The 25,150-nt window shown below is 65.4% G+C and carries 21 protein-coding genes; 15 read left to right on the forward strand and 6 right to left on the reverse strand.

What is annotated here, in order from left to right; translation table 11 throughout:
- Window positions 1–7: 7 nt before the first annotated feature.
- The 4 genes from CUR21_RS03165 to CUR21_RS03180 all read left to right on the forward strand — a co-directional run bounded on the left by CUR21_RS03165 (window position 8) and on the right by CUR21_RS03180 (window position 6,210).
- Window positions 8–1,636 (forward strand): ABC transporter substrate-binding protein, encoded by a 1,629-nt coding sequence (locus CUR21_RS03165; protein ID WP_100195554.1) that lies wholly within the window; start codon window positions 8–10, stop codon window positions 1,634–1,636.
- Window positions 1,637–1,740: 104 nt separating this feature from the next.
- On the forward strand, window positions 1,741–2,826 hold the full coding sequence (locus CUR21_RS03170; protein ID WP_100195555.1) for an ABC transporter permease: 1,086 nt from the start codon (window positions 1,741–1,743) through the stop codon (window positions 2,824–2,826).
- A 10-nt stretch (window positions 2,827–2,836) separates the two neighbouring features.
- Window positions 2,837–3,988 (forward strand): ABC transporter permease, encoded by a 1,152-nt coding sequence (locus CUR21_RS03175; protein ID WP_100195556.1) that lies wholly within the window; start codon window positions 2,837–2,839, stop codon window positions 3,986–3,988.
- Between the two features lie 101 nt (window positions 3,989–4,089).
- Complete coding sequence (locus CUR21_RS03180; protein ID WP_100195557.1) at window positions 4,090–6,210, forward strand: ABC transporter ATP-binding protein; 2,121 nt, start codon at window positions 4,090–4,092, stop codon at window positions 6,208–6,210.
- 37 nt (window positions 6,211–6,247) lie between these two features.
- Here CUR21_RS03180 and CUR21_RS03185 read toward each other — a convergent pair whose 3' ends face one another.
- The 4 genes from CUR21_RS03185 to yajC are packed head-to-tail and all read right to left on the reverse strand — an operon-like array spanning window position 6,248 to window position 9,611.
- Window positions 6,248–6,616: an Mth938-like domain-containing protein gene (locus CUR21_RS03185; protein WP_100195558.1), complete on the reverse strand. Its 369-nt coding sequence runs from the start codon at window positions 6,614–6,616 to the stop codon at window positions 6,248–6,250.
- Between the two features lie 4 nt (window positions 6,617–6,620).
- On the reverse strand, window positions 6,621–7,592 hold the full coding sequence (gene secF / locus CUR21_RS03190; RefSeq protein ID WP_100195559.1) for a protein translocase subunit SecF: 972 nt from the start codon (window positions 7,590–7,592) through the stop codon (window positions 6,621–6,623).
- Window positions 7,593–7,603: 11 nt separating this feature from the next.
- Entirely contained in the window at window positions 7,604–9,271 is a 1,668-nt protein-coding gene (gene secD, locus CUR21_RS03195; protein ID WP_100195560.1) for a protein translocase subunit SecD, read from the reverse strand.
- 13 nt (window positions 9,272–9,284) lie between these two features.
- Complete coding sequence (yajC, locus tag CUR21_RS03200; protein ID WP_100195561.1) at window positions 9,285–9,611, reverse strand: preprotein translocase subunit YajC; 327 nt, start codon at window positions 9,609–9,611, stop codon at window positions 9,285–9,287.
- Between the two features lie 244 nt (window positions 9,612–9,855).
- On the opposite strand from yajC, the gene serS reads away from it, so the two are divergent.
- From serS to CUR21_RS03225, 5 genes are all read left to right on the forward strand, one after another.
- On the forward strand, window positions 9,856–11,160 hold the full coding sequence (serS, locus tag CUR21_RS03205; protein WP_100195562.1) for a serine--tRNA ligase: 1,305 nt from the start codon (window positions 9,856–9,858) through the stop codon (window positions 11,158–11,160).
- Between the two features lie 52 nt (window positions 11,161–11,212).
- Entirely contained in the window at window positions 11,213–11,929 is a 717-nt protein-coding gene (locus tag CUR21_RS03210; RefSeq protein WP_198431602.1) for a tryptophan-rich sensory protein, read from the forward strand.
- Window positions 11,930–11,986: 57 nt separating this feature from the next.
- Window positions 11,987–13,834 carry an ABC-F family ATP-binding cassette domain-containing protein gene (locus CUR21_RS03215; RefSeq protein ID WP_100195563.1) on the forward strand — a complete coding sequence of 616 codons (1,848 nt, stop codon included), beginning with the start codon at window positions 11,987–11,989 and terminating at the stop codon, window positions 13,832–13,834.
- 74 nt (window positions 13,835–13,908) lie between these two features.
- A complete protein-coding gene (locus CUR21_RS03220) occupies window positions 13,909–14,523 on the forward strand; it encodes a MarC family protein (protein WP_100195564.1) in 615 nt (204 codons plus the stop codon).
- Between the two features lie 47 nt (window positions 14,524–14,570).
- Window positions 14,571–15,146, forward strand: coding sequence for a TIGR02281 family clan AA aspartic protease (locus CUR21_RS03225; RefSeq protein ID WP_100195565.1), 576 nt, complete (start codon window positions 14,571–14,573; stop codon window positions 15,144–15,146).
- A 149-nt stretch (window positions 15,147–15,295) separates the two neighbouring features.
- On the opposite strand, the gene CUR21_RS03230 is transcribed toward CUR21_RS03225, so the two are convergent.
- Both CUR21_RS03230 and CUR21_RS03235 read right to left on the reverse strand, forming a co-directional pair.
- Window positions 15,296–15,760 carry a DNA polymerase III subunit chi gene (locus tag CUR21_RS03230; RefSeq protein ID WP_100195566.1) on the reverse strand — a complete coding sequence of 155 codons (465 nt, stop codon included), beginning with the start codon at window positions 15,758–15,760 and terminating at the stop codon, window positions 15,296–15,298.
- Window positions 15,761–15,765: 5 nt separating this feature from the next.
- Window positions 15,766–17,238: a leucyl aminopeptidase gene (locus CUR21_RS03235; protein WP_100195567.1), complete on the reverse strand. Its 1,473-nt coding sequence runs from the start codon at window positions 17,236–17,238 to the stop codon at window positions 15,766–15,768.
- Between the two features lie 200 nt (window positions 17,239–17,438).
- On the opposite strand from CUR21_RS03235, the gene lptF reads away from it, so the two are divergent.
- The 6 genes from lptF to rsmA all read left to right on the forward strand — a co-directional run bounded on the left by lptF (window position 17,439) and on the right by rsmA (window position 25,030).
- On the forward strand, window positions 17,439–18,575 hold the full coding sequence (gene lptF / locus CUR21_RS03240) for an LPS export ABC transporter permease LptF (protein WP_100195568.1): 1,137 nt from the start codon (window positions 17,439–17,441) through the stop codon (window positions 18,573–18,575).
- A complete protein-coding gene (gene lptG, locus CUR21_RS03245) occupies window positions 18,572–19,669 on the forward strand; it encodes an LPS export ABC transporter permease LptG (RefSeq protein WP_100195569.1) in 1,098 nt (365 codons plus the stop codon). The genes lptF and lptG overlap by 4 nt, the downstream gene beginning before the upstream one ends.
- Window positions 19,669–21,837, forward strand: coding sequence for an LPS-assembly protein LptD (locus CUR21_RS03250; protein WP_100195570.1), 2,169 nt, complete (start codon window positions 19,669–19,671; stop codon window positions 21,835–21,837). Before lptG ends, CUR21_RS03250 begins: the two co-directional genes overlap by 1 nt.
- A gap of 72 nt (window positions 21,838–21,909) precedes the next feature.
- Window positions 21,910–23,145 carry a peptidylprolyl isomerase gene (locus tag CUR21_RS03255; protein WP_198431603.1) on the forward strand — a complete coding sequence of 412 codons (1,236 nt, stop codon included), beginning with the start codon at window positions 21,910–21,912 and terminating at the stop codon, window positions 23,143–23,145.
- Entirely contained in the window at window positions 23,142–24,122 is a 981-nt protein-coding gene (gene pdxA / locus CUR21_RS03260) for a 4-hydroxythreonine-4-phosphate dehydrogenase PdxA (protein WP_100195572.1), read from the forward strand. The genes CUR21_RS03255 and pdxA overlap by 4 nt, the downstream gene beginning before the upstream one ends.
- Before the next feature lie 65 nt (window positions 24,123–24,187).
- Window positions 24,188–25,030 carry a 16S rRNA (adenine(1518)-N(6)/adenine(1519)-N(6))-dimethyltransferase RsmA gene (gene rsmA / locus CUR21_RS03265; RefSeq protein WP_100195573.1) on the forward strand — a complete coding sequence of 281 codons (843 nt, stop codon included), beginning with the start codon at window positions 24,188–24,190 and terminating at the stop codon, window positions 25,028–25,030.
- Window positions 25,031–25,150: the final 120 nt, after the last annotated feature.

Raw genomic sequence — 25,150 nt, forward strand, 5'->3', positions numbered from 1 at the left:
ACAAGAGATGACCGACACCACCCGAGCCCTGCATCCGGCCGCCCCCATGCTCGCGCGTGAGGCGCAAGCGGGCAAGCTCAGCCGCCGCGAATTCCTCTCGCGCGCCACCGCGCTCGGCGTCACCGCGCCCGCCGCTTATGCGCTTCTGGGCCTCGAGGCGCCGGTTCAGGCACAGGCCGCCGCCACGGGCGGCATCCTGCGCGTCGGCATGGAGGTGAAGGCGCAGAAAGACCCGCGCACCGCCGACTGGCCGCATATCGCCAATGTCTATCGCGGCTGGCTGGAATATCTCGTGCAATACAACCCCGATGGCAGCTTCGAAGGCCGCCTGTTGGAAAGCTGGGAAGCGAACGAGGATGCAACCCAATACACGCTGAAGGTGCGCCCCGGCGTGACCTGGAACAACGGCGATGCCTTCACCGCCGATGACGTGCTGCGCATGTTCACCCGCTGGACCGACGGCTCGGTCGAAGGCAATGCCATGGCCTCGCGCTTCCTTGGGCTTGTCGATGAAAACACCAAATCGCTGCGCGACGGCGCGGTGGTCAAGGTCGATGACATGACGGTGCAACTGGTGATGTCGATGTCCGACGTGGCCGTTATCGCCAACCTCGCCGATTATCCTGCCGCCGTGACCCATGCGTCTTACGTCGACGGCTCCGATCCTTCGGCCAACCCGATCGGCACCGGCCCCTATCTCCCGCGTGAGGTTTCGGTGGGCCAGCGCGCCATCCTTGCCCGCAACACCGACCACACATGGTGGGGCGGCACCGTTCCGCTCGATGAAATCCATTACATCGATTTCGGCACCGACCCCGCCGCCATGGTCGCCCTCGCCGGCTCCGACGAGATCGACTGCAATTACGAATCCACCGGCGAATTCATCGATGTGCTCGATGGTCTGGGCTGGAACAAGCTCGAAGCCGTCACCGCCTCCACCATCGTGATGCGGATGAACTCGGCCAATGGCGATCTCTACAAGGACAAGGCGGTTCGTCAGGCCATCCAGAAGGCGGTCGATCCGGCGGTCATTCTGGAACTGGGCTACAACGGCCTTGGCACCACGGCAGAAAACCACCACGCCTGCCCGGTCCACCCGGAATATGCCGAAATCCCCAAGCAGACGATCGATCCCGCGGGTCTGCGCCCTGCGCTCGAAGCCGCTGGCCTTGCCGATACCGAATTCGAGCTGATCTCGCTCGACGATGGCTGGGAAGCCGCCTCCACCGATGCTGTCGCCGCGCAACTGCGCGATGCGGGCGCCAATATCAAGCGCACCGTGATGCCGGGCTCCACCTTCTGGAACGACTGGCAGAAATATCCTTTCTCCTCTACCACCTGGAACCACCGCCCGCTGGCCGTGCAGAACATGAGCCTTGCCTATACCTCCACCGGGTCTTGGAACGAAACCGGCATGGCCAATGCCGAGTTTGACGCGGCGATGACCCAAGCGCTTTCGCTCGCCGATGCCGATGCCCGGCGCGAGGTGATGGTGACGCTGCAAACCATCCTGCAGGACGAAGGCTATATCATCCAGCCGTTCTGGCGCTCGCTCTACCGCCATGCCCGCGCCGGGGTGAACATCGACATGCACCCGTCGTTTGAACACCACCATTACAAATGGTCGCTGGCCTGATCCGGCCTGCCGGGGCTGCGGCATCGCCGCCGCCCCGGCGCTCCTCCCGCCGCCGCTCTTGACGCCCCCACCCTTCGCCGCCGCCGCAAGGGAAGGAATCCCCCATGCTCCCGTTTCTCCTGCGCCGGGTCGGCGTGATGTTCCTGACGGCCCTGACGCTCAGCTTCATCGTCTTCTGCCTCACCAATCTCGCGCCCAACCTTGAAAAGCTCGCCCGCACCGAAGGCTCGGTCCGCATGTCGGATGAGGCGGTGGACTCCTGGATCGAGAACAACGGCCATGGCGGCGCCATGGTGATGCGCTATGGCCAATGGCTGGGCGTGGTGCCGGGCTGGGTCCGCACCGATGCCCAAGGCGTGACCCGCGGCCGCTGCATCCAAGGCACGCTCACCGCCGAAACCGCGCCGCGCTTCTGTGGCATCCTGCAAGGCAATTGGGGCACCTCCACCGTGTTCCGCGAACCCGTCAGCAAGACCGTCACCGAAAAGCTTGCCGCCACCGGCTGGCTGATGCTCTGGGTGATGCTGGTCATGGTGCCGGTCTCGCTCCTCATCGGGGTGCTCTCGGGCATGCGCGAAGGCAGCCGCACCGACCGGGTGCTCTCCACCTTCGCCATCGCCACCACCGCAACCCCGGAATATGTCTCGGGCGTGATCCTCGTGGTGATCTTCGCCTCGGCCACCACCGGCCTCTCGCCGCTCCTCGCCGAATGGGGCTGGATTGAGGGGCGCACACTCTTTCTGGGCACCGCCACCTCCGCCATCGACCAGATCACCTTCTGGAACTTCGCCCTGCCGGTGATGACCATTGCGCTCTACGGCATCGGCTATATCGCCCGCATGACCCGCGCCTCCATGACCGAGGTGATGACCCAGCAATACATCCGCACCGCGCGGCTCAAGGGCGTCTCCTTCCCGCAAGTGATCCTCAAACACGCGCTGCGCAACGCGCTGATCGCGCCGTTCACCGTCATCATGCTGCAATTCCCTTGGCTGCTGAACGGTGTCGTGATCGTGGAAACCCTGTTCAATTACAAAGGCTTCGGCTGGACGCTGGTGCAAGCCGCCGGCAACAATGACATCCAGCTTCTGCTTGCCTGTTCCGTCGTCGCCGTTTTCGTCGTGCTGGTCACCCAGCTCATTTCCGACGTCGGCTATGTGTTCCTGAACCCCCGTATCCGGCTGAGCTAAGGACGCACCCATGGACTCTCTCTCCTGGCCCCTGATTTTCGCCAAGATGGCCGTGCAGTTCTGGCCGGTCTGGGCCGCGCTGATCGTCACCGTGGCGCTCTCGCTCCACTTCCGCCGCCGCCTCGGGCTGTATGGCAAGCTGTTTGACTCGACCGTCGGCATCCTCGGCTTTGTCATCGTGATGTTCTGGGTCTTCACCGCGATCTTTGCCGATCTCATCATCACCTTCGACCCGCTGGCGCAGATCTCTCAGATGAAGAACGTCAGCCCCGGCACCCCGGTGCCGGGCAGCGATGCGTGGTATCTTCTTGGCGGCGATCACCTCGCGCGCGATGTCTTCTCCCGGGTGGTGATGGGCGCGCGCCGCGTGCTCACGATCGCCCCCGCCGCCACTGTCATCGCCTTCATGGTCGGCATCACCCTCGGCCTGCCGGCTGGCTATTTCGGCGGCAAGCTCGACACCGGGCTCAGCTTCATCGCCAATCTGGTGCTGGCCTTCCCGGTGATCTTGCTGTTCTACCTGCTCGTCACGCCGGAAATCCGCCAGACCGGGGTGCCGGTGGTGCTGGCCGCCATCCTCTTTCTGTTCCCGGTCATCTTCGTCTCGGTGCTCTTGAACAGCCGCTATTTCACCACCCCCGCCAAGCGCAACCTCTATGTCGGCGTGGCCCTCGCCCTCGGGCTCTGGGCCTATTCCGGCCTTGCCTTCAACGCCGATCCCACCGGCCTGTGGTCCATGGACCCCAACCTGCTGAACGTCTTCGTCTCGGTGGTCTTCGTCAACGCCCCCACCGTGTTCCGCATCGTGCGCGGCATCGTGATGGATCTGAAATCCCGCGATTACGTCGCCGCAGGCCAAACCCGGGGCGAAGGCCCGTGGTATATCATGCTGTGGGAAATCCTGCCCAACGCCCGCGGGCCGCTGATCGTCGATTTCTGCCTGCGCATCGGCTATACCACCATCCTTCTCGGCACGCTGGGCTTCTTCGGCCTCGGCGTCTCCCCTGAATCCCCCGACTGGGGCAGCACCATTGATGATGGCCGCCGCCTCCTGTCGATCTACCCCCACCCCGCCGTCGTCCCCGCCCTCGCGCTCATGAGCCTCGTCCTCGGCCTCAACCTCCTCGCCGATGGCTTGCGCGAAGAATCGATGCGCGATTGACCCATGCCAAAGGCCGCCCGCGTTCATCTGTTCATAAATATCCCACGGGGGTCCGGGGGTGTGAAACCCCCGGTCCCGACCTTTCCCAAAGGAACCGCGCCATGACCGACTGGGACCCGTCCAAACCCATCCTCGAGATCGAGAACCTCTCGATCTCCTTCTTCACCCGCACCCGCGAAATCCCGGCGGTGATGGATTTTTCCTGCAGCGTGATGCCGGGCGAGGCGATGGGGCTGGTGGGCGAATCCGGCTGCGGCAAATCCACGGTGGCGCTGGCGGTGATGCGCGATCTGGGCCGCACGGGCCGCATCACCGGCGGCCACATCCGCTTCAAGGGCCGCGATCTCACCACCCTGACCGAGGAAGAGCTGCGCCACATCCGCGGCTCGGAAATCGCGATGATCTATCAAGAACCCATGGCCTCGCTGAACCCGGCCATGCGCATCGGCGACCAGCTCGCCGAAGTGCCGATGCTGCATCAGGGCATGGCGCGGGCCGAGGCGCTCAAACGCGCGCGCGAGATCGTCGCCGATGTCCGCCTCCCCGATCCCGACCGCATCCTGCGCGCCTATCCGCATCAGCTCTCGGGGGGCCAGCAGCAGCGCATCGTGATCGCCATGGCGCTGATGGCCAAGCCGGCGCTCTTGATCCTGGATGAGCCCACCACCGCGCTCGATGTCACCGTCGAGGCAGGCATCGTCGATCTGGTGAAAGAACTGGGCGAGAAATACGGCACCTCGATGCTGTTCATCTCGCACAACCTCGGCCTCATCCTTGATGTCTGCGACCGGCTCTGCGTGATGTATTCCGGCGAGGCGGTGGAAACCGGCACCGTGCACGAGGTCTTCGACCAGATGCGCCACCCCTATACGCAGGCGCTGTTCCGCTCGATCCCGCTGCCCGGTGCCGACAAGAACGCAAGCCCCCTGATCGCCATTCCCGGCAACTTCCCCTTGCCGCATGAGCGCCCCCCCGGCTGCAACTTTGGTCCGCGCTGCGATTACTTCCGCGACGGGTTCTGCAATGCCACCGAGGTGCCGATGGAAGCGGTCCCCGGCCATGACCGCCACGCCACCCGCTGCCTGCGCTGGCCCGAAATCGACTGGAACGCCCCGCCCAAGATCGGGCGCGTCACCGAAAAACGGCCACCCGGGCGGCTGGTCCTCAAGATGGAGGATCTCAAGAAATATTACGAAGTCTCCTCCGGCGCCTTTGGCGGTGGGGCGGAAAAGGTGGTCAAGGCCAACGAATCCCTCTCCTTTGAAGCGCATGAAAACGAAACGCTGGCCATCGTGGGCGAATCCGGCTGCGGCAAGTCCACCTTCGCCAAGGTGCTGATGGGGCTGGAAACCGCCACCAGCGGCTCGATCATGCTGTTTGACGAAAACGTGCAGGACACGCCGATTCAGGCCCGCAACACCGATACGGTCTCCAAACTGCAAATGGTGTTCCAAAACCCCTTCGACACCCTGAACCCCTCGATGACCGTGGGCCGTCAGATCATCCGCGCGCTGGAGATTTTCCAGAAAGGCAATTCCGATGCCGAGCGCGAAGAGATGATGCTCCACCTGCTCGACATGGTGAAACTGCCGCGCGCCTTTGCCGAACGCATGCCGCGCCAGCTTTCGGGCGGGCAGAAACAGCGCGTCGGCATCGCCCGCGCCTTTGCGGGCGGCGCCAAGGTGGTGGTGGCCGATGAACCGGTCTCGGCCCTCGACGTCTCGGTGCAGGCGGCGGTGACTGATCTTCTGATGGACATTCAGCGCGAAAACCACACCACGCTTTTGTTCATCAGCCATGACCTCAGCATCGTGCGCTATCTCAGCGACCGGGTGATGGTGATGTATCTGGGCCATGTCGTGGAACTGGGCACCACCGATCAGGTCTTCGCTCCGCCCTATCACCCCTATACCGAGGCGCTGCTGTCGGCCGTGCCCATCGCCGACACCCGCGTGAAAAAGCGCCGCATCGTGCTGGAAGGCGACATTCCCTCCGCGATGAATCCGCCACCCGGCTGCCCTTTCCAGACGCGCTGCCGCTGGAAGCGGCTGGTCCCCGACGCCAAATGCGAAACCCAGATGCCGCCCGTAAAGGTCCTCGCGGGGGGGCATCAGATCAAATGTCACCTGACCGACGCGCAATTGGCGCAGATGGAACCGGTGCTCACGCGCGTCACCGACAGCGCGGGCGGAACCGGCGGCGCCTCCGGCGGGAGTATTTAAGAAAGGTGCAATGGCAAAGGGCGCCTAGGCCCTTTGGTCAGCCTTTGACAGCGGCAACCGGCAACAGCGCAGTGGCGATGCGGCGGCCTTCGGACAACAGCACATTATAAGTGCGGCAGGCGGCGGGGGAATTCATCACCTCGACCCCGATGCCCGCCGCTTCCATCGCGGCACGAAAGGCCGCGGGTGGATGCGCGATCTCGGCCCCGGTGCCCACGAACAGCACGTCAATCCGCCCGGCCAGCGAGAGCGGGGTTTCCGTGTCGTCAAACCCGCCCCACAGCCCGGCATCCCAAGGCGTGATCAGGCAGGCGCCCCGCAGAACATGCCCGCCCACCCGGAAAAAGCCGGGGCCATAGCCATCGATCGGCTTTGCGGTGCCATAGCTGATTTCCGTCAGGCGCATGGCATCACGCGTCGATATTGGCGAAATCGTCGGGCGTGCCGGTCTTTGGCTTTTCCGTGCGGTCAAGCCCGATCATCAGCACCAGATTCTTGGCCATATAGACCGAGGAATAGGTGCCGATCACGATGCCGAAGGTGATGGCAAAGACGAAGCCGCGGATCACGTCGCCGCCAAAGATCAGCATGGCGATCAGCGCGATCAGCGTGGTGCCCGTGGTCATCAAGGTGCGGCTCAGCGTTTCATTGGCCGACAGGTTCATCACATCGCGCAAGGGCATCGTCTTGTATTTGATCAGGTTCTCGCGCAGGCGGTCAAAGATCACCACGGTGTCGTTGATCGAATAGCCCAGAATCGTCAGCAGCGCCGCCACGATGGCCAGATCGAACTTGATCTGGAACAGCGCAAACACCCCAATGGTGAGGATGATGTCATGCACCAGCGCTGCGACGGCCCCAACCGCATATTGCCACTCAAAGCGCAGCCAGATGTAAACGAGGATCGCCCCCGAAGCGCCCAGCACCGCCAAGACCGCGCTCCAGATCAGCTCGCCCGAGACCTTGGGCCCCACCGATTCCACCGAAGGAAAGGTGATCGACGGGTCCACGCCTTGCAGCGCCGCCTCCACCTGCGCGATGGTTTCCGGCGTCACCGCTTCCGCACCATCTTGTGCCGCGATGCGCACCTGCGCCACGAATTGATCCTCCGCGAAAGTGGGGTCGAACACTTCGGTGATCGCCACATCGCCCAGTTCCAGCCCGGTCAGCGCCTGACGATAGGCCGCCACATCCACCGGCTGGTTGCTTTCGGTGCGGATGGTGGTGCCGCCTTGAAAATCGATCCCGAAGTTCAGCCCCATCACCGCCCAAAGCGCGATCGAGGCCAGCATCATGATGCAGGACCCGATCAGCATCGGCCATTGATAGGCAAAGAAGTTGATATTGGTGTGCTCAGGCGCAAGCCGCAGACGAAAAGCCATGGGTGTCTCCCTTACACGACAATGGTCTTGGGCCGGCGCCAGCCGATCCAGAGTTCCACCAGCACCCGCGTCACGAAGAGGGCAGTGAAGACCGAGGTCAGAATGCCGATCCCCAGCGTGATCGCAAAGCCGCGCACCGGGCCAGAGCCCACGGCGAACAGCACGGTGGCGGTGATGAAGGTGGTGATATTGGCATCCACAATCGCCGACAGCGCCTTTTCATAGCCAAGCTGGATCGCCCGGCCCGGCACCTTGGCATTGCGCAATTCCTCGCGGATGCGTTCAAACACCAGCACATTGGCATCCACCGCCATGCCGATGGTCAGCACGATCCCGGCGATGCCCGGCAAGGTCAGCGTGCCGCCGATGGTGGAGAGCGCGCCAAACAGCAGCGCCACGTTGATCCCCAGCGCCACGGTGGCAAAGACGCCAAACAGCCCGTAGCTTGCGATCATCAGCACCAGCACCGCCGCCATGGCGATCACCGCCGCGGTCTGGCCCGCATCGATGCTGTCCTGCCCCAGTTCCGGGCCAATCGTGCGCTCTTCCAGAAAGGTCAGCTCCGCCGGCAACGCGCCCGCGCGCAACAGCACCGCAAGCTCGGTGCTGTCTTCCACCGAGAAGGACCCGGTGATGATCCCCGACCCGCCCGGAATATGGCTTTGGATCACCGGGGCGGAAATCACCTCGGAATCCAGCACGATGGCAAAGGGGGCACCGATGTTGGCGGCGGTGTAATCGCCAAACTTGCGCGCGCCTTGCGGGTTGAAGCGGAAGTTCACTGCCGGACGGTTGTTCTGATCAAAGGCAGGCTGGGCATCGACCAGCTCTTCCCCGGTCACCACCGGGGTTTCCTCGACGATGTAGAACACCCCCGGCTCATCCATCGACGGCAGCAGCAGGTTGCGCGCGCCGGGGCTTGCGCCCGCATCGGTGCTGCGCCCGATCACCGGATGGAAGGTCAGCTTTGCGGTGGTGCCGATCAGCGCCTTCAACTCGGCAGCAGAGCCGATGCCGGGCACCTGAATCAAGATGCGGTCCGCGCCCTGCCGCTGAATCGTCGGCTCGCGCGTGCCCACTTCGTCCACCCGGCGGCGCACGATTTCAAGGCTTTGCTGGATGGTGCGGTCATCGGTGGCGGCGCGTTCGGCCTGCGACAGCTCGATCACGATTTCCAGCCCGTCAGCGGTCACGTCGATGTCGTTCTGGCCGACGCCCGTCAGACTGACGACCGGGGTGGCCAGCGCCCGCACCGATTGCAGCGCCGCCGCCATGCCGCCCGCTTCCGTAATGGCCACCCGCAAGGTGCCATCGGGGCTGGGCAGGCGGCGCACATTGCCCACCGCCTCGCGCTGATCGCGCAAGGCATCGCGGACTTCCGGCCACAGCGCATCCATCCGCGCCTTGTAGACGTCTTCCACCTTCACCTCGGCCAGAAGATGCGCGCCCCCGCGCAAATCCAGACCCAGATTCACCAGATTGGACGGCAGCCAGTTCGGCCACAGGTCCAGATCGGCCTGTTGTTCCGGCGTCGCAATGCCGCCCGCCGCCTCAACCGCGGCGCGGGCGTCATTGTGACGTTCGATATTGGTGTAGTTCAGGTTCGGAGCAGCCGCGACAATTCCCCATGCACAGATGGCAAGGATGATCACACGCTTCCACAGCGGCATGGCGTTCATCGCGTCAGTCCCTTCAGGCGGCGGCCGGTTCGGTCTTGTTCATCACCGAAACGATGGTGGCCTTCACGATCTTGACCTTCACGCCCTCGGCGATTTCCACCAGAATGGTGCCATCATCATTCACATGCGTCACTTTGCCGACGATGCCGCCTTGGGTCAGCACCTGATCCCCCCGGCGCAGCGCCTCGACCAGCGCCTTATGCTCTTTGAGTTTTTTCTGCTGCGGACGGATCAGCAGGAAATACATGATCGCGAAAATCAGGATCAGCGGCACAAAGCTGGTAAAGGCAGCAGCGGCGCCGCCACCGGCGGCTTGAGCATAGGCGGGGGTTGCGAACATTCGGCATCCTCATCACTGTCGGGCGGGGAAAACCCCCGGATTTCATCGCCGCGCACCCTATCTGCGGGGGGCCACGGCTGCAAGACGGGCCCGTTTCGGGCCCAACGGGCGCTTTTGCGGCCCTTGGCTGGCCATATATGCGGCGCGGCTGCGAAATGGTAGGGCTTTTGGTCACGTTTTCGCACCACCTTTTCCCGCGCCCGCATTTGGGGCATAAGCCCGGCACAGACATCAAGAGGCCATCATGCACGACATCAAAGCCATCCGCGAAAATCCTGCCGCTTTTGATGCGGCGCTGTCTCGCCGGGGTCTTTCCGCGCTGTCGCCGCAGATTCTGGCCCTTGATGCCGACCGCCGCGCCAAGATCGTGGCCGCTGAAACCGCGCAGGCCGAACAGAACCGCGCGTCCAAAGAGGTGGGCGCCGCCAAGGCCCGCGGCGATGAGGCCGAGTTCGAACGCCTGCGCGCTTTGGTCGCGCAGAGCAAGGCCGATATCGCCCGACTGACGGCCGAAGCCGATGCGCAGGACGTGGCCTTGCGCGATCTTCTGATGGGCATCCCCAACCTGCCCCTGCCAGAAGTTCCCGATGGCAAGGATGAGGCGGAGAATGTCGAAATCCACCGCTGGGGCACCCCGCGCGCCTTTGACTTCCCCCCGCGCGAACATTTCGAGATCCCAGCCGTCAAACCCGGGATGGACTTTGAGACCGCCGCCAAACTCTCGGGCAGCCGCTTTGTCGTGCTCAAGGGCGCGGTGATCCGCGTTCACCGCGCGCTCGCGCAATTCATGCTCGACACCCATATCGAAGAGCATGGCCTGACCGAGATGTGGACGCCCGTGCTGGTCAAGGATGACGCGATGTATGGCACCAACCAGCTGCCCAAATTCGCCGAAGACAGCTATCAAACCACCAATGGCTGGTGGCTGATCCCCACCTCTGAAGTCACGCTGACAAACTCGGTCGCGGGCGACATTCTGGACGAAGCCGTCCTGCCCATCCGCATGACCGCCCACACCCAATGCTTCCGCTCCGAAGCAGGGTCGGCAGGCAAAGACACTTCTGGCATGCTGCGCCAGCACCAGTTCGAGAAGGTGGAAATGGTCACCATCTGCACGCCCGACACCCATCTGGCCGAGCAAGACCGCATGCGCGACTGCGCGCAGGCGATCCTTGAAAAGCTGGAAATCCCCTATCGCACCGTCACCCTTTGCACCGGCGACATGGGCTTTGGCGCGCAGCGCACCTATGACCTCGAGGCGTGGCTCCCCGGCCAGAACACCTACCGCGAGATTTCCTCTGTCTCCACCTGCGGCCAATTTCAGGCCCGCCGCATGAATGCGCGCTACCGCGCCGCAAAGACAGAGACTGGCGGCGGCAAGCCCGAGTTCGTTGCCACGCTCAACGGCTCTGGCCTTGCTGTCGGGCGCTGCCTGATCGCCGTGCTGGAAAACGGCCAGCAGGCCGATGGCTCGGTCCTGCTTCCCGCCGTGCTACACCCCTATTTGGGCGGGCGCACGAAAATCACCGCCGATGGCCAGCTTGCGTGAAACCAAAGGGCGCGGGCGGCGTTTGTCTTTTGACACTTATCCAAGGCATATCATGACCCTCCGCGCCATTTTTCTGATCCTCGCCACGCTGGCCTTCGTGCTGGCGCCCTTTTTCACCCCGTCCTTCAGCGGCTTCGATCCCAGCCTGTTCCCGGTGCCGATCGAAAACCCCGCCGTGCAACCTGCGGGCTATGCCTTTTCAATCTGGTCGGTCATCTACATCTGGCTGCTGATCCACGCCGCCTATGGCTTCTGGAAACGGGCGCATAGCCCCGATTTCGATGCCGTGCGCCTGCCGCTGCTGGTCTCGCTCTTGCTGGGCAGCCTCTGGCTTGCCATCGCCTCCAGCTATCCGGTGATCGCCACCGTCGTCATCCTCGTGATGGCCGCCACCGCGCTTGCCGCCTATTTCCACGCCGACGAATTTTATGATCGCTGGCTGCTGTCGGCCCCCTTGGCCATCTATGCGGGCTGGCTCAGCGCGGCAAGCTCGGTCTCCATCGGCATCCTGCTTGCGGGCTATGGGGTGCTCACCGATACGCAATCGGCGCTGGTGATGATCTGCGTGGTGCTGGCGGTGGCGAGCCTCGTGCAATGGCTCCGCCCTTACATGCCGGTCTACGGGGCCACCGTGGTCTGGGCGCTGATCGGCATCATCGTGACCAATGCGCAAAGCAATGTTTTGGTGGCGGGCACCGCCGCCGCCGCAGCGGCGGCAATGGCGGCCCTCACCTTCTATGTCTGGAGCAAGCGCCGCGTCACTCTCTGACGCCGCTCCCCATGCGAACGCTTGACCTTGCGGCGTGGCTCAGGCAAGCCACGCCGCATGTTACGCATCGAAGACATCACCTATAACGTCGAAGGCCGCCCCCTCTTTGAAGGGGCCTCGGCCACCATTCCCACCGGCCATAAGGTTGGCCTTGTCGGGCGCAACGGCGCGGGCAAGACCACCTTGTTCCGGCTGATCCGGGGCGAGCTTGCGCTGGAAGGCGGCACCATCAGCCTGCCCGCCCGCGCCCGCATCGGCGGCGTCGCGCAAGAGGTGCCCTCATCTTCGACCTCGCTGCTCGACACCGTGCTCGAAGCCGATACCGAACGCAACGCGCTCCTGCGCGAGTCGGAAACCGCGAAAGACCCCAACCGCATCGCCGAGATTCAGGCGCGCCTCTCCGACATCGACGCATGGTCCGCCGAAGGCCGCGCCAGCGCCATCCTCAAGGGCCTTGGCTTTGACGCCGAGGCGCAAAAGCGCCCCTGTTCGGATTTCTCGGGCGGCTGGCGGATGCGGGTGGCGCTCGCGGGCGTGCTGTTTGCGCAGCCCGATTACCTGCTGCTCGACGAACCGACCAACTATCTCGATCTCGAAGGCGCGCTCTGGCTCGAAAGCTATCTGGTCAAATATCCGCACACCGTGCTGATCATCAGCCACGATCGCGGGCTCTTGAACCGCGCGGTGACCGGCATCCTGCATCTGGATCAGAAGAAACTCACCTACTGGTCCGGCCCTTACGACCAATTCGCGCGTCAGGTGGCCGAACGCCGCGCCGTGCTTCAGGCCGAGGCGAAAAAGCAAGAAGCCCGCCGCGCCCACCTGCAAAGCTTCGTCGACCGCTTCAAGGCCAAGGCCTCCAAAGCTGTGCAGGCGCAATCCCGCGTGAAGATGCTGGAAAAGATGGAAACCATCACCGCGCCGGAAGATGCGAAGAAAGTGGTCTTCACCTTCCCCGCACCCGAGGAACTCTCGCCCCCCATCATCAACATGGAAACGGCGGCGGTGGGCTATGGCGGCCCCGCGATCCTGAAAAACCTCAGCTTGCGCATCGATCAGGATGACCGCATCGCCCTTCTGGGCCGCAATGGCGAAGGCAAATCGACCCTGTCGAAACTGCTGGCCGGAAAGCTGGAAACGATGGCGGGGCGCATCACCCGATCGTCCAAGCTGCGCATCGGTTATTTCGCCCAGCATCAGGTGGATGAACTCTACATCGACGAAACGCCGCTGCAACACCTGCAACGCCTGCGCCCGGCCGAAGGCCAGCCCCGCCTGCGCGCGCGGCTCGCGGGCTTTGGCCTTGGCGCCGATCAGGCCGAAACCGTGGTGGGGCGCCTGTCGGGCGGGCAAAAGGCGCGGCTCTCGCTGCTCCTTGCCACCATCGACGCGCCGCATCTTCTGATCCTCGACGAACCCACCAACCACCTTGATATCGAATCGCGCGAAGCGCTGGTCGAGGCGCTGACCGAATATTCCGGCGCCGTGATCCTCGTCAGCCATGACATGCACCTTCTCAGCCTCGTGGCCGACCGGCTCTGGCTGGTCAAGGGCGGGGCCGTCACGCCCTATACCGAAGACCTCGAGGCCTATCGCCGCATGCTCCTCGCCGGGGACGAGGTGGAAAAGCCCGCGCCCAAGGCGGTGGAAAAGCCCAAGAAAGCCAGCCGGGATGAACTGCTCGCCCTCAAGGCCGAGGTGCGCAAATGCGAAGAGCGTCTGTCGAAACTCAACGACATGCGCGACAAGCTGGCGAAAAAACTGGCCGATCCAGAGCTTTATGAGGCCGCCCGCATCGGCGAGCTGGAAACCTGGAACAAGAAATACGCCGAAGTGATGGAAGCGCTCGACCGCGCCGAGGCGATGTGGCTGAGCGCACAGGAAAAGCTGGAAGCCGCCGCCTGATCGGTGCACGATTTTTCTGCGAAAAATCAGATCCCCCCTTTCGCCACGGGGGGGAAGGCCCTTAGGGTGAGGCGATGGAAACCGCCTTTCTCATCACCGCCTTTGCCACGATGTTCGTGGTGATCGACCCACCGGGTCTGGTGCCGCTGTTCATCGCACTCACCCGCGGGATGACCGCTGCCCAACGCCGGGCCATGGCGCAACGCGCCTGCCTGATCGCGGCGGTGCTGCTCACGATGTTCGGCCTCGCGGGCGAGGCGATCCTTGGCTTCATCGGGATTTCGATGTCCGCCTTCCGCATCGCGGGCGGCATCTTGCTGTTTCTCACCGCGCTCGACATGCTGTTCGAACGCCGCACACAGCGCCGCGAAGGCCAGACCCCGGATGACGACCATGATCCTTCGGTGTTTCCGCTGGCGACCCCGCTGATCGCCGGGCCGGGCGCGATTGCCTCGATCATCCTGCTGATCGGCCAAGGCGGCGGCGACTGGGCCGCCACTTTCGCCGTGCTCGGCCTGACCTGGGGGATGATCCTGGTGACCTTCTTCTTCCTGCTGGCCTCGCCGCCCTTGGAGCGGATGCTGGGCCGCACCGGCACCATCGTGATCACCCGGCTTCTGGGCATGCTTCTTGCCGCCCTGTCCGTGCAATTCGTGATCGACGGTGTCCGCCAGACCGGCTTGATCTGACGCGCATCCCCCATATCTGACCCCAAAAGGAAAGGACCCTGTCGCGCATGGATGGCGATACCCTTGCACGTCTGGCCTATCTGGGCCTGCTCCTCGTGGCGCTTGGCGGCTATCTGGTGGTGGAGTTCCGCGGCCGCATGGGGCAGGCCCTGCGCACCGCCGCCGCCTGGGGGTTGATCGTGATCGGGCTGATGGCAGGCTACGGGCTCTGGCAGGATCTGCGCCCCGATCCCTTGCCCCGCCAAAGCGTTGTCGCCGGAGAAGAGATCCGCCTGCCCCGCGCCCCGGACGGGCATTACTACCTGACCCTGACCATCGACGGCACGCCTGTGCCGTTCATGGTGGACACCGGCGCCAGTCAGGTGGTGCTCAGCCGCAGCGATGCGACACGTCTTGGCATCGATCTGGCGCGGCTTGCCTTCATTGGCGAGGCGCGCACCGCCAATGGCACCGTGCGCACCGCGCGCGTGACCCTGAACGATGTGCGCCTCGGCCCTCACCACGACGCCCGCCTGACGGCGGTGGTCAACGAGGGCGAGATGGACACATCGCTCTTGGGCATGTCCTATCTCGGCCGCTATGACCTCCAGATCACGGGAGGCGAGATGATCCTGCGGCGCTGAGCGCCCCAAAGGCGCGCGGGTCGACAAGGCGGGAGCGCTCCGCGGGGAGTATTTGGAAAAGGTGCAAATCAAGGCGCTTTCCCATGCCATTGCACCTTTCTGAAATACTCCCCGCGGAGCGGCCGACATTGGCCCAAGGGCGCGGCCTTTCAGGACGGCGGCTTCTCCGCCTTCTTGGCCCATCTGCCCGTCTCCTCTGACCAGTATTGCGCGGGCAATCCGGCGGCGGTCAGGTCTTTCCATTGCTGGCGGGCATGGGCCAGACGCGCGGGGTTGTCGCCGTCGAACAGGATCCAGACCCGTTCCAGACGGCGGGCCTCCTCGGCCGTGGTTTCGGCGCCGTCGATCAGCAGCAGGCCTTGCGCGCCATTGACGGCGGCCCCGGTCCCCAGCAGCAGCGGCTGGCGCGCATCATGGGGCCCCCCTTCCATCCCATGCGGCACGAATCCCGTTTCGGGCACCGTCCACAGCCGCGCGTCCAGCCGATTCAGCTCGGCCGGATCGGTGCCACGCAGCATCAAGGGCCAGCCTTGCGCAAGCGCGCGGGTGATCAGCACCCGCGCGGTCTGTTCTGCACTCGAGCGCGTCAGATGGTAGAACATCACGCTGCCCATCGGGGCTATTTCGCCTCGAAGCGGTCGCGGATCAGCCGGTCCAGTGCCATCACGCCCCAACCGGTGGCGCCTTTGGGGGCAAGCGCGGTTTCCGCCTTCACCAGCGCGGTGCCCGCGATGTCCAGATGGCACCACGGCATCCCCGGTTTGACGAAGCGTTGCAGGAACTGCGCCGCGGTGATGGCGCCACCGTCGCGGCCGCCCACGTTCATCATGTCGGCAATGCGCGATTTCAGCTTGGCATCATAGGCCTCGCCCATCGGCATCCGCCATGCGCCTTCGCCTTCGGCGCGCGCGGCCTGCAAGAAAGCCTCGCACAGCGCATCGTCATTCGAGAACACGCCCGCATTCTCATGCCCCAGCGCGATGATGATCGCCCCCGTCAAGGTGGCCAGGTTGATCATCCCCGAAGGCTGGAACCGCTCTTGCGCATACCACAGCACATCGGCCAGCACCAAACGCCCTTCGGCATCGGTGTTGATCACCTCGATCGTGTCGCCCTTCATCGATGTCACCACATCGCCCGGACGCTGCGCCCGCCCGTCGGGCATGTTCTCGACCAGACCGACCAGCCCCACCACATTGGCCCGGGCGCCGCGCAAGGCCAGCGTCCGCATGACGCCCGCCACCACCCCGGCGCCGCCCATGTCCATCGTCATGTCTTCCATGCCGGCCGCAGGCTTGATCGAAATGCCGCCGGTGTCGAAGACCACGCCCTTGCCCACCAGCGCGAACGGCGCCTCGCCTTCGGCGCCGCCCTTCCATTGCATCACCACCACTTTCGACGGGCTTTCCGACCCCATGCCCACGCCCAGAAGCGCGCCCATGCCCAGCTTGCGCAGGTCCTCTTCTTCCAGAATCTCGACCTCCAGCCCCAATTCCTGCATGGCGGCCAGACGGGCGGCGAAATCATCGGTGGTCAGCACATTGGCGGGCTCATTCACCAGATCCCGGGTGAAAAACACGCCTTCGGCCACCGCAGCCCCGGCACGCGCCGCGGCCGCCACCTGTTCGGGGGCCGCCACCATCACCGTCACCGGCCCCGGGGTCTTGACGGCGGTGGTCTTGTGCGGGGTGAAATCATAGGCGCGCAGCGCCAGACCAAAGGCGATCTCGGCCGCCATCGGATGCGCCTCGGCCAGCACCAGCGTGCCTTTGCCCGACAGGCTGCGCCCGACACTGGCCCCGGCCTTGCGCGCCTGATCCAGCGGCGCCTTGCGCGGCAGGCGCAGGATCTGCACCGACTCGGCGGCCAGCCCCGCCGGGAAGGCAAGCTCCAGCGCCTCGCCGGATTTCAGCGCCGCAAAGGCCTCGGACCCCACGGCCCGCGCCACCGCACCGCGTGTCAGCCGGTCGAGCTTGCGCGCCAAGGGCGACAAGGCCACGCCGGGCTCGGCCAGCAGGGCAATACGGCCTGCGGCGGTGGCCAAGGCCTCGGCATCGGTCTGCTGAAAGGCGATTGCTACGGGTTGGGTCATCTTCGTCCTCACGTCATGGGTCTGGCACGATGGGTCTGGCGCGCCCCCGCCCCCGTGCCACAAGGCCCCGGGTCCGGCGGTTTTGCGCCACATCGCCCCAAAGGCTAGCCCGCGCCCCCGGCAATGACCAGATACCAGTTTCCAACCTCTGGCATTTGTCCTAGTTTGGCGCCAAGCCGTGTGAGGGAGCAGACAGAGCCGTGCCGAGATTTGACAGATACCTGCTGTCGCATCTTCTTGCGCTGTTTGGATTCTTTTCGCTGTTGCTGGTGTCCGTCTATTGGGTCAACCGCGCCGTGGGGCTGTTCGATCAGCTGATCGGCGATGGCCAGTCGGCGCTGGTCTTTGTCGAATTCTCGCTGCTGACGCTGCCCAACGTCATCCGGCTTGTGCTGCCGATCTCCACCTTCGCCGCCGCCGTCTATGTCGCCAACCGGCTGATGAATGATTCCGAACTGGTGGTGATGCAGGCCACCGGGTTTTCCTCGTTCCGGCTGGCGCGCCCCGTGCTGCTGTTCGGCCTGATCGTGATGCTGATGATGTCGATGCTCACCCATGTGCTGGTGCCGGCCAGCCGCGCCGCGCTGAGCGACCGCAGCGCCGAGATTGCCGACAACATCACCGCCCGCTTCCTGCGCGATGGCCAGTTCATGCACCCGGCCGAAGGGCTGACGCTTTACATCCGCGAGATCGCGCCCAATGGCGAGCTGCGCGATGTGTTTCTGTCGGATGACCGCACCGCAGGCACCACGCTCACCTATACCGCCCGCCGGGCGCTGCTGGCCCGCGGCGACCAAGGGCCAAAGCTTCTGATGTTCGATGGCATGACCCAACAGCTTGATCAGGCCAGCCGCCGCCTTTCCGTCACCCGTTTCGCCGATGTGACCTATGATCTGGCGGGGCTCTTGGGCGCGGGCCGGTCGGACGCGCGCAGCGTGGACGAAGCCTCGACGCTGGAACTGCTGAGGGCCGCGCCCTCGCTGGTGGTGGAACTGGGCATCCCGCGCGCCAGCCTTTTGCAAGAGGGGCACAGCCGCATCGCCCAGCCCTTCCTCGCCGTCGCCGCCGCCCTCATCGGCTTTGGCGCGCTGCTGCTCGGGGCCTTCAGCCGCTTTGGCCTGTGGCGGCAGATCGCCGTGGCGGTGGGGCTGCTGATTGTCGTGCAACTGGTGAACACCCAAGGCACCGGGCTGGCGATCCGCTCGGAAAACGCTTGGCCCGCCGTCTATGCCGCGCCCGTGGTCGGCACCCTGATCGGCGGTTTTCTTCTGTGGCTGTCACAGCGGCCCCGCTGGCTCAGCCGGAAACAGCGCGCCGCGGCCGGAGGTCTGGCATGATCCTCTCCACCTATATCGCGCGCCGCTTTCTCTGGGCCTATGCACAGGTGCTGGGCGCCTTTTGGGCGATCATGATGCTGATCGACATGGTCGAGCAGTTGCGCCGCTTTTCCGGCCAAGGCATCGGCACATGGGGCGCGCTGCATCTGGCAGCGATGAACACGCCCGCCAGCCTTTATCGCATCCTGCCGCTCATCACCATTCTGGCCGCGATCACCCTGTTCCTCTCGCTCGCGCGCTCGTCCGAGCTGGTGGTGATCCGCGCCGCCGGGCGCTCGGCCTTGCGCTTTCTGGTGGCGCCCGTGCTGATGGCGCTGGCCATCGGCGCGGTCACGGTGGCGGTGTTCAACCCGCTCGTCGCCGCCACCCAAAAGGAATATGACCGGCTCTGGGCCGCCGCCGCCGAAGGCGCCTCCAGCACTTTGTCGCTCGCCGACTCCGGCCTGTGGTTGCGGCAAGGCACCGAAGACGGGCAAACCGTCATCCGCGCCTTGCGCGCCAATGCCGATGGCACCGAACTCTTCGGCGTCACCTTCATCCTCTTCGGCGCCGATGGCCTCGCCGCCCAGCGGGTCGAGGCGGAAAGCGCCCGCCTGATCCCCGGCGCTTGGGCATTGACGGGGGCCAAACGATGGGACATGGCAGGGGCCAACCCGGAACGAGAGGCCCAGATCCTGCCCGCCGATGCCACCCTGTCCTCGAACCTCACCGCCGCGCGCATCCGCGACAGCTTTGGCGAACCCTCGGCGGTGCCGTTCTGGGGCCTGCCCGCCTATATCGCCGGGCTGGAGCGCGCCGGATTTTCCGCCCGCGCCCATCGTGTCTGGTATCAGATGGAACTGGCGCAACCGCTGCTTTTTGCCGCCATGGTGCTGATCGCCGCAGGCTTCACCATGCGCCACGCGCGCTTTGGGCGCACCGGCGTTCTGGTGCTGATGGCCGTCTTGGGCGGCTTCTTTATCTTCTTCTTGCGCAACTTCGCGCAAGTCCTTGGCAGCAATGGCCAAATCCCTATCCTGCTTTCGGCATGGGCCGCCCCGGTCGCGGCGATCCTGCTGGCACTTGGCCTCCTTTTGCATCTGGAGGAAGGCTGATGCCCCGCCGCCCCCGCCGCCACCTTCTGGCCACCCTTGCCACGCTGGCCCTGCTCGCGCTCAGCCCCGCGCCGGCGGCGCAGGCGCAGGACATGGCGGCGCTCGTCGCCAATTCTGTCCGCATCGATGCAGCAGGCAAACTCATCGCCGAAGGCGGGGTCGAGGTGTTTTACCAAGGCCGCACCTTGCGCGCCGCCCGCATCACCTATGACCGTGGCGCCGACCGTCTGGCCATCGAAGGCCCGATTACCTTGGTCGATGGCGCCGAGGCGATCCTCGTCGCCTCTCAGGCCGATCTCGCCGCCGATCTCACCGAAGGCGTGCTCACCAGCGCGCGGCTGGTGCTGAACCGCGAATTGCAGATGGCCGCCAATCAGATCCAGCGCATCGGCGGACGCTACACCCAGCTTGACAATGCGGTGGCCTCCTCCTGCCGCATCTGTGACACCGCCCCCCCCTTGTGGGAAATCCGCGCCCGCCGCGTGGTGCATGATCAACAGGAACGCCAGATCTATTTCGACCACGCGCAATTCCGCGTCTCGGGCCTTCCCATCCTCTACTTCCCGCGCCTGCGGATGCCCGATCCCACGCTCGCGCGCACCTCGGGCGTGCTCATGCCCAGCGTGCGCACCACCTCGGGCCTCGGCACCGGGGTGAAGCTGCCCTATTTCCTCACCCTCGGGCCGCACCGCGACCTAACCATCACGCCCTATCTCTCCACCAAATCCGGGCGCACCGTCGAACTGCGCTATCGCCAAGCCTTCGCCAGCGGCGAGATCGAGCTGAACGGCGCGCTTTCGCGCGATGAACTGCGCCCCGGCGAAACCCGCCACTATCTCACCGCCACCGGCAATTTCGATCTGCCGCGCGGCTTCCAGCTCAGTTTCGACGGCATTCTTGTCAGCGATCCCGCCTATCTGCTCGATTACGGCCTGCCCGCCGCCGACCGCCTCACCAGCCGGGTCGAGGTCAGCCGGACCCGCCGCAACGAATACATTTCGGGCCGCCTTATCGGCATCCGCTCGATCCGCGCGGGCGAGGTGAATTCCACCCTGCCCACCGTCATCACCGACATGACCTATCACCGCCGCTTCTCTGGCGGCCCCTTGGGCGGCGAGGCGGGATTGCGCTTCCAGACCCATGGCCATTACCGCAGCGCGACCGACCCGACCGATCCCGATGGCATCGACGGCCCGCTGCCCGCCTTGGGGCGCGATGTCACCCGCGCCTCCCTGCGGCTGGACTGGCGGCGCAACTGGGAACTGCCCTTGGGCATGATCGCCAGCACCTTGGCCGAAGTCTCGGGCGATGCCTATAAGATCGGGCAGGACGAAAGCTTTGGCGGCAGCCCCTCGCGTCTGCACGGCGGGGCGGCGGTCGAATTGCGCTGGCCTTGGGCCAAGTCCGGCGCCAGCGGCGCGGGCCATGTGATCGAACCCGTGATGCAATTCGTCTGGGCGCCAAAAGGCACCGAACGCTTGCCCAATGAGGATTCCATCCTCGTAGAATTCGACGAAGGCAATCTCTTTGCCATCAACCGCTACCCCGGCTCCGATGCCATCGAACGCGGCGGGCGGCTCAATCTGGGCGTGACCTACACCCGGGTCGACCCTGCGGGCTGGACGCTCTCCACCGCCGTGGGCCGCGTGTTGCGGCGCGACGACCTTGGCCAGTTCTCTGCCGCCTCGGGCCTTGATGGCCGCCGCTCCGACTGGCTGGCCGCCGCGCAACTGGCGCTGCCGATGGGCATGGGCCTCACCCAGCGCGTCCTCCTCGACAATGGATTTCAGCTCACCAAATCGGAAACCCGGCTGGATCTGTCGGGCGAACGCTACGGGCTTGCGGGCTCTTATGTGTTTCTCAGCGCCGATCCGATGGAAGACCGCCCCGCCGACATCGCCGAGCTTGCCTTTGATGGCAGCTACAAACTTTCCGATGTCTGGACCGCGCGCGCACAGGCCCGCTATGACATCGAGGCACAGCGCGCCAACCGCGCCGGGCTTGGCGTCCAGTTCCGCAACGAATGCGTCGCGGTCGATCTTTCTCTCTCGCGTCGGTTCACGTCCTCGACTAGTGTGAAGCCCACAACGGATTTCGGCCTTTCGGTCGATCTGGTCGGCTTTGGCGCAGGAACCGGCGCCGGCCCCGCGCGCAGTTGCAGGCGCTAGCGCATGGGACACATCAGGCAGACCAATCGGGCGCAAGACGGGAAAGGCGCAAGACCAGTGACGGCAGAACGCATGACGAAAGCTTTGTCCAGATTTCTCGGGGCCACCGCCCTGATTGCAACGCTCGCAGCCCCGGTGGCTTTTGCGCCGGGCCTTGCCATGGCGCAAGGGGCCTCGCCCTTCGCGCCGGTGCTGCAAATCAATGATCAGGTCATCACCCGCTATGAACTGGATCAGCGCAAGCTGTTCCTCAAGCTCCTGCGTGTCCCCGGCGACCCCGAGAAAGAGGCGCTCGAAGGCCTCACGCAGGACCGCCTCGCCATCGATCAGGCCAAGCGCTTCGGCATCCGGCTCACCCCGGCCCAGTTGAACGCCGGGATGGAAGAATTCGCAGGCCGCGCCCAACTCAGCGCCGAGGAGTTCATTCAAGCCCTCGCACAGGCGGGCGTCGCCACCGAAACCTTCCGCGATTTCGTCGGCAACGGGCTGCTCTGGCGAGAATTGGTGCGCGCGCGCTATGCGGGCACCTTCACCGTCTCCGAAGCCGAGATTGACCGCGCCATCGCCAGCGGCACCGTGAACACCGCGATGCGGCTTTTGTTGTCTGAAATCATCCTCCCGGTGGAAGGCGACCCCGAAGCCCAGCAGGAACTGGCCCGCCAGCTCCGCGCCGAGATCCGCAGCGAAGAAGCCTTCGCCGCCGCCGCCCGCCGCTATTCCGCCTCGCCCTCTGCCGGGCGCGGGGGCCGTCTGGACTGGACGCTCACCTCGGAACTGCCGCCGCAGATCGTGGAACTCGTGCTGGCGCTCGGCCCCGGTCAGGTGTCGCAGCCGATCACCCTGCCCAATGCGGTGGCGGTGTTCCAGCTGCGGGACGTCGCCGAAGACACCACCGCCCCGGCCACCCCGGTCGAGCTCAGCTATGCCGAATTCCTGCTGCCCAACACAGCCACCGTGCAGGCCGAGGCCGCCGCGCTGCATGGCCGGATCGACAGCTGCAGCGACCTTTACGCCGAAGCGCGCGACCTGCCTGCCGACCGTTTGCGCGTCGAGACCCGCCCGGTCTCCGAGATCCCGGCCGATGTGGCGCTGCAACTGGCGCAGCTGGATCCGGGGGAGTATTCCACCGCGCTCACGCGGGGCGGCGCCCGCGTCTTCCTGATGCTGTGCAGCCGCGCCCCCGTCATCGCCGAAGGCCCGATCAACCGCGAGGCCATCCGCGAACAGCTGACCTCGCGCCGCCTTGCCCTTCAGGCCGAGGCCCTGATGGAAGAGCTGCGCTCGGAAGCCATCATCAAAACCCCATGACCCCGCAACCGCTGGTCATGACCTGTGGCGAGCCCGCGGGCATCGGCCCCGAGCTTGCCCCCCGCGCCCGCGCGATCCTGGGCAGCGCGGTGCCCTTTGTCTGGCTGGGCGACCCGCGCCACCTGCCCCCCGGCACGCCTTGGGCCGAAGTCGCGCATCCGGCGGCGGCGCGCGATGTGCCCGCCAGCCACCTGCCGGTCTTGCCGCACCGCTTTGCCGCCCCCGCCACCCCCGGCACCGCCGACCCCGCCAATGCCATCGGCGTGGTGGAGGTGATTGCCCGCGCGGTGGCGCTGGTGCAGGAAGGCGCGGCGGGCGGCATCGTCACCGCGCCCTTGAATAAGAAGGTGCTGAAAGACGGCGCAGGTTTTGCCTTCCCCGGCCACACCGAATATCTTGCCCATCTGGCCGGTGATGTGCCGGTGGTGATGATGCTGGCCTCGCCCTTGCTGCGCGTGGTGCCCGCCACCATCCACATCCCCCTTGCGGCGGTGCCCGCCGCCCTGACGCAAGCGCATCTGGAACAGGTGATCCGCCTGACCCATGCCGGGCTGATCCGCGATTTCGGCTTTGCGGCCCCGCGCATCGCCGTGGCCGGGCTGAACCCCCATGCGGGCGAAGGCGGCGCCATGGGACATGAAGATGGCGCCGTGATCGCCCCGGTGGTGGCGCGTCTGGCCGCCGAAGGCCTTGCCGTCACCGGCCCTTGGCCCGCCGACACGCTGTTTCACAGCCGCGCCCGCGCGGGCTATGAGGCTGCGGTCTGCGCCTATCACGATCAGGCGCTGATCCCGATCAAGACGCTGGATTTCGACGGCGGCGTGAATGTGACGCTGGGCCTGCCCTTCATCCGCACCTCGCCCGACCATGGCACCGCCTTTGACATCGCGGGCAAAGGCTTGGCGCTGCCCGACTCTCTGGTTGCGGCGGCGCGGATGGCGTGGGAGATGGCTTTGGCGCGGCAGCGCGTGGTGTAGGCGTCGACTGGGGCTCTGCCCCAGACCCCGGGATATTTGGAAACAGATGATGAGGAAGCAAGGCCATGGCGACGATTGATGGCTTGCCGCCCTTGCGTGAGGTGATCCGGGCGCATGATCTGGTGGCGAAAAAGCAGCTGGGGCAGAATTTCCTGCTGGATCTGAACCTGACCGCCAAGATCGCGCGGATGGCGGGCGATCTGGCGGGATCGGATGTGCTGGAGGTGGGCCCCGGGCCCGGGGGGCTCACGCGCGGGTTGCTCGCCGAAGGCGCGCGCCGGGTGCTGGTGGTGGAGAAAGACCCGCGCTGCATTCCCGCGCTTGAAGAGATTGCCGCCACCTATCCCGGACGGCTGGAGATCGTGCAAGGCGACGCGCTGGAACTGGATGTGGCCACGCGCCTGCAAGGCCCGATCCGGGTGGTGTCGAACCTGCCCTATAATGTGGGGACGGAACTGCTGATCCGCTGGCTGTCGCCGCCCGTCTGGCCGCCGTTCTGGACCTCGCTCACGCTGATGTTCCAAAAAGAAGTGGCCGAGCGCATCGTGGCCAAGCCGCGCACCGATCATTACGGGCGGCTCGCCCTTTTGGCGCAGTGGCGCGCCGAGGCGAAGATCGTGATGCATCTGCCGCCCGAGGCCTTTACGCCCGCGCCCAAGGTGCATTCGGCGGTGGTGCATCTGACCCGGCTGGACGCGCCGCGTTTTCCCGCCGATGCGGCGGTGCTCAGCCGGGTGACCGCGATGGCCTTCAACCAGCGCCGCAAGATGCTGCGCTCCAGCCTCAAAGCTTTGGGCGGCGATGTCGAGGCGCTGCTGGAAAGCGTGGGCATCACCCCCACCCAGCGCGCCGAAGAGATCGGGCTGGAGGCGTTTTGCGCCTTGGCCCGGGCGGTGGCCGCGCGCTGAGGCGCGGCCAACCCGGCCTTTGGTTTCCCAGCCTTCCGTTTCGCCAGCCTTCGGTTTCCCCCTGTCAGACGCAAAACGCCGCCCCGATCGGGCGGCGTTTGGCATGTCGGGGATGCGGGG

Origin of the sequence: Pseudorhodobacter sp. MZDSW-24AT, from assembly GCF_002794355.1 — a bacterium.
Taxonomy (GTDB): domain Bacteria; phylum Pseudomonadota; class Alphaproteobacteria; order Rhodobacterales; family Rhodobacteraceae; genus Pseudotabrizicola.